We start from the raw sequence: 4,393 nt of genomic DNA on the forward strand, positions 1-4,393 counted from the left end.
TGGCTGGTCCGGGTCGACGTACTCACGCACCATCAGCCGTCCCGCGCGCGCAGACGCCTTCCAGTGCACGTGTCTGACCTCATCACCCGGCACGTACTCGCGCAGCCGTCGCAGGTCGATCGAACCACGCAACGGACCAGCCGACACCGGCCCTTCGAAGTGGTGCCGTTGCCGGATGCCGGCCGCCGTACGAGCGGCGTACCGCTTCGGGTGCACCAGAAGTGTTGCAGCGCTGCCGATCGACACCCGGCACGATACGAGCCCGAAGGGGTCCGACCGGCGCAGCAGCAACGGCCCTACCGGTAAAGGGCCTCTACGCGAGGTCGGCAGCTCGTAGTGATACGTGGCAGCACCGTTCGGCGCCAGGGCCGCGACGGCTACCTCGGACTGGTGCGAACCGGCCGTGTCAGCCGCTACGAACGGCGGCTGCCGCCGCGTGGTCTCGTTGCGCACTACGAGCCGCGCCAGAGCAGGCTGACCGCACTCGACACGGTCCGGGTACAGCACTCGCTCCACGGTGACTTTAGGACGCCGTACGACAGTCAGCACGCTCACGAGCACCGCAGCGAGTCCTGCTCCGGCCAGCACCTGCAGCATCGGGTAGCCGAGCAGCTGCCCCGCCACCAGCAGAGCGATCGAGCCGGCCAGCACTCCCCAAGCGCGCAGCGTGAGCCGCGTCGTCATGACACGACGCCAAGAGCCCGCTTGAGATCACGTCGTACCGGGTTACCAGGCGCCGGAGTGTCTTCGAGTACGTCGTCCACCACGCTCTCCGCGGTACGCCGAGCCAGCGACGCCTCCGCGGTCAGTACCAAGCGGTGCGCCAGGACCGGGTGGGCGATGTTCTTGACGTCGTCCGGCGTCACGAACGACCGCCCGTCCGTGGCCGCGATCGCCCGGGCCGCTCGGACGAGTGCGATGCTGCCACGCGGGCTGGCGCCGTACCGGACCGCGCTGTGCAGGCGGGTGGCCGCGGCCAACCGGACGGCGTACGCCATCACGGCCTCGTCGACGTACACCGACTTGACCGCGGCCACGACGCCACGCAGGGTCTCCGGGTCGATCACCGGCTCCAGGTCGTCAGGCGTCGGCCCGGCACCGTCCAGAGCGACCACCTCGACCTCGGCGTCGTGATCGGGGTAACCGATCTCGATCCGGAGCAGGAACCGGTCGAGCTGCGCCTCGGGCAGCCGGTACGTGCCCTCCATCTCGATCGGGTTCTGCGTGGCCAGGACCATGAACGGGTCGGGCACGCGATGGGTCTCCGCGTCCACGGTGACCTGCCGCTCGGCCATCACCTCGAGCAGCGCGGACTGGGTCTTCGGGGTACCGCGGTTCACCTCGTCGGCGAGCACGATGTTCGCGAACACGCCACCCGGGTGGAACACGAACCGGCCCTGGCCCTGGTCGTACACGACCACGCCGGTGATGTCGCCGGGCAGCAGGTCCGGCGTGAACTGGATACGGCTCCAGCGACCGCCGATGCTTCGTGCGAGGCTTCTGGCCAGGCTCGTCTTGCCCAGCCCGGGCAGGTCCTCGATCAGCAGGTGCCCGCCCGCGAACAGGGTCGCGACCGCCAGCCGGACGACCTGTGGCTTGCCGCGGATCACCCGCTGCACGTTGGCCGCGATCAGCTCGTACGCCTGCTGCGGCTCCATGCTGCCGTCCTGCATCCCCACTACCTGTCCTTCCGTCGGCGCGCGGTCCGTCGTACGACACCAGCCGGCGGGCTCACCGGAGGCAACGCGGGAGCACCCGCCGCCGGAGTCGCCGTGGTGGAGCCCGCCGTACCGGTCGCTGTTGCACTGCTGCTGTTGTTGCGCTCACGGGTGATCGCTGTAACCGAGACGGTCAACTGGAGCGCGGTCAGACCGGTGTAGCGCGTGCTGGTCGTTGTGACGGTCCTGTCCGCCTGGCCGGTCGCTGAGACGACGTAGTGCACCAGCTGACCGCCGTTGAGGTTCGGTGCGGTCCACTTGACCGTCAATGACCCCTTGCCGGGCGTGGCGGTCACCTTGGGCGCAGCGGCCGGACCGTACGGGTAGATGGTGCGGCTGGCGGCGGAGCGAACCGAGGTACCCGCGCTGTTCGTCGCTGTCACCTGGTAGCTCACTGCCTTGCCCTTGGCAGGGTTGAGCGTCGTAGAGGTCAGGTACGTCGGCACCTGGGTCTTCGTACCGTCGGAGCCGATCACGGTGTAGCCCGTCATCGTGTAGTCCGAGGCGCTGGGTGACGTCCAGGAGACAGTCACCGAGCCGTCCGGGTTGGCAGCCGCGCCGACCTTGGTAGGCGGTCCTGGCGGATCGGCCTTGCCGTTGATCGAGATGACCTTGGAGTCCACGGCCGGCCCGGAACCCACACGGTTGATCGCCTGCACGGTGAAGATGTAGCCACCACCGGTCAGCAGCTGGCTGACGCTGTGGCTCCGGGCGCTGCCGGAGACCGTAGCCGAGCCTGACGCGGGCAGGCCGACCACGTAGGTGCCTGGTGCGACCCGGAAGCTCACCTTGTAGGCGGAGATCGCCGCACCGTTCGCACGCGCGGCCGTCCAGGTAACAGTCGCCTTGCCACTGCCAGGCTTGGCTGTCACCGAGCCGGGAGCACCAGGTGCGGACGCCGGCGGCACGGTCGGCTTCTTCGTCGGCTTGACGGTCGGCTTCGTGGTCGGCGGAGGCGTCGGCCTTGTGGTCGGCGGGGGCGTCGGCTTGGTGGTCTGGGTCTTCGTCGGCTTGTGCTCGGTCGGGTGCGGCGGCAGCAGGGTCTCGGTCGGGTGCGGCCGGCCGATCGTCACCTGGACCGGCGGCAGGATGGGCCGATGCGTCGGCGTCGTCGGAGTGGACGGGGTCGACGTCGGCGTACTGCTCGGGGTCGGAGTGGTCGGCGTCGACGTCGGGGTCGGCGTTTGGCTCGCGGTGGGCGACACCGGCTTGTCGCCGCCGTTCACGTCCACGTCGCTGACCGAGCCGTCACCGTCGACCACGGTCACCACCTGGCCGGTCTGGTCGTCGATGTACAGGCGGCCGTCCTGCCCGGCCGTGACCCGCGGCTTGCCCTTCTGCTTGCCGAGCTCATGCGTGTGCAGCGGCTTGCCGTCCGGCGCGAACGTCCGTACGACGTGCTTGTCGGCATCCACTACTGCGACAGAAGCACCGGCCGCGGCGACAGCGTCGTACCGTCCTGGCGGCAGGTTGATGCTCTCAGCCGCCTTGGCGCCGGCGGCGTCAACCAGCAGCAGCCGCTGACCGGCAAGGATCGGGATGCGGCCGTTGACGTCCGACTGCGCTACGACAGAGGTTGTCGGCAGAGCACCAGTAACGTCCAGCGGGACCGCATGGCCTGCCTTGTCGCCGCTGAGCGGAGTCAGGGTGCGCTTGCTCAGGTTGGCGAACGCAGGCTTGCCGGCAACGCTCAGCAACGCCCCGGCGTCACTGCCCTGCGCAGGAAGCTGACAGGCCAGTGTGGTCGCAGCAGGCGCCAGCTTGCAGAAGTGGTCCGCGTCGCGCACCCAGAGCGCACCGTCGGCGCTAGCGATCGCACTGGACACCACACTGCCCACAGTGATCGTCTGCAGCTGGTCACCGAGCCGGACGATCTGGCCGTGCTGCCGGTACACGAGGTACGGGCCGCTCTGCGCCTCGATACCGATCGGTTCCTCCGGGATGCCGATCCGGACCGAGTTCTTCACGGTCAGGTTCGACTTGCCGAATACGATCACGCCGTCGGAGCGTACGACGTACCCGTTGGTGGCGCCCTGGACGACCTGGCTGCCGGCCTCGGCCTGGACGCCGCGGACCTCGGCGTCGACGTTCTTGCCGCCGCCGTCGACCCTGAAGACCGCGCCCAGGGTGGCGTTGTAGACCCAGTGCCCGGCCTGCTGGAACGCGACCGCCGGGGCGCCACGGCCGAGCGCCGAGTACCCGATGAACGTCCCGAGGACCAAGGCCGCGATCGTCCACCACGCGACGGGGCGGCGGATCGCGCTGGCGAGGCGAGTCATGAGGCTAAACGTGCCCTTCCCTTGTCCAGCTGCGGTACAGCGGCGATACATCCGGCCACGACACGTCCGGAAGCTGTCTTTTACGAGGCGACAGTGGCGCGTGCGGGGTCCTCAGGTTCGCCCAGCTCGACCAGGGCCTGGCGGGCCTCCACCGCGATCGGCCCCTCCGGCAGCAGCCGCAAGGCGCGACGGAAGTACTCAGCGGCCTGCTGGCGAGCACCACCACTCGCCTCAGCCATCGCCAGGTTCACCAGTACGGTCCCCTCGGCGTCCCGGTCGTCGTGCACCGAGGCGATCCCGAGAGCAGCTGTGAACTCGGCGCGCGCCTGGGGCAGGCGCCCTGTCCGGGTCAGCGCGCTCCCGAGGATGTTGCGGGTGATGAGTTCGCCGTACCAG

4 protein-coding genes are annotated in these 4,393 nt (G+C 69.4%); all 4 read right to left on the reverse strand.

Going from position 1 to position 4,393, the window contains the following annotated elements; genetic code table 11:
• Positions 1-684: DUF58 domain-containing protein (locus VFF46_RS33735; protein WP_325041300.1), on the reverse strand; the 684-nt coding region annotated here is incomplete at its 3' end.
• Entirely contained in the window at positions 681-1,673 is a 993-nt protein-coding gene (locus VFF46_RS33740; RefSeq protein WP_325041303.1) for a MoxR family ATPase, read from the reverse strand. The genes VFF46_RS33735 and VFF46_RS33740, both read right to left, overlap by 4 nt.
• A gap of 5 nt (positions 1,674-1,678) precedes the next feature.
• Positions 1,679-3,997, reverse strand: coding sequence for a fibronectin type III domain-containing protein (locus tag VFF46_RS33745; RefSeq protein ID WP_325041301.1), 2,319 nt, complete (start codon positions 3,995-3,997; stop codon positions 1,679-1,681).
• Between the two features lie 80 nt (positions 3,998-4,077).
• Positions 4,078-4,393: tetratricopeptide repeat protein (locus tag VFF46_RS33750; protein ID WP_325041302.1), on the reverse strand; the 316-nt coding region annotated here is incomplete at its 5' end.

The organism is Kribbella sp. (assembly GCF_035655035.1).
Classification (GTDB): Bacteria; Actinomycetota; Actinomycetes; order Propionibacteriales; family Kribbellaceae; genus Kribbella.

What these genes read in the sequence shown, in the direction of transcription:
- VFF46_RS33740 (WP_325041303.1), bottom strand. Translation starts at nt 1,673, where the DNA reads ATGCAGGACGGCAGCATGGAGCCGCAGCAGGCGTACGAGCTGATCGCG.
- VFF46_RS33745 (WP_325041301.1), bottom strand. Translation starts at nt 3,997, where the DNA reads ATGACTCGCCTCGCCAGCGCGATCCGCCGCCCCGTCGCGTGGTGGACG.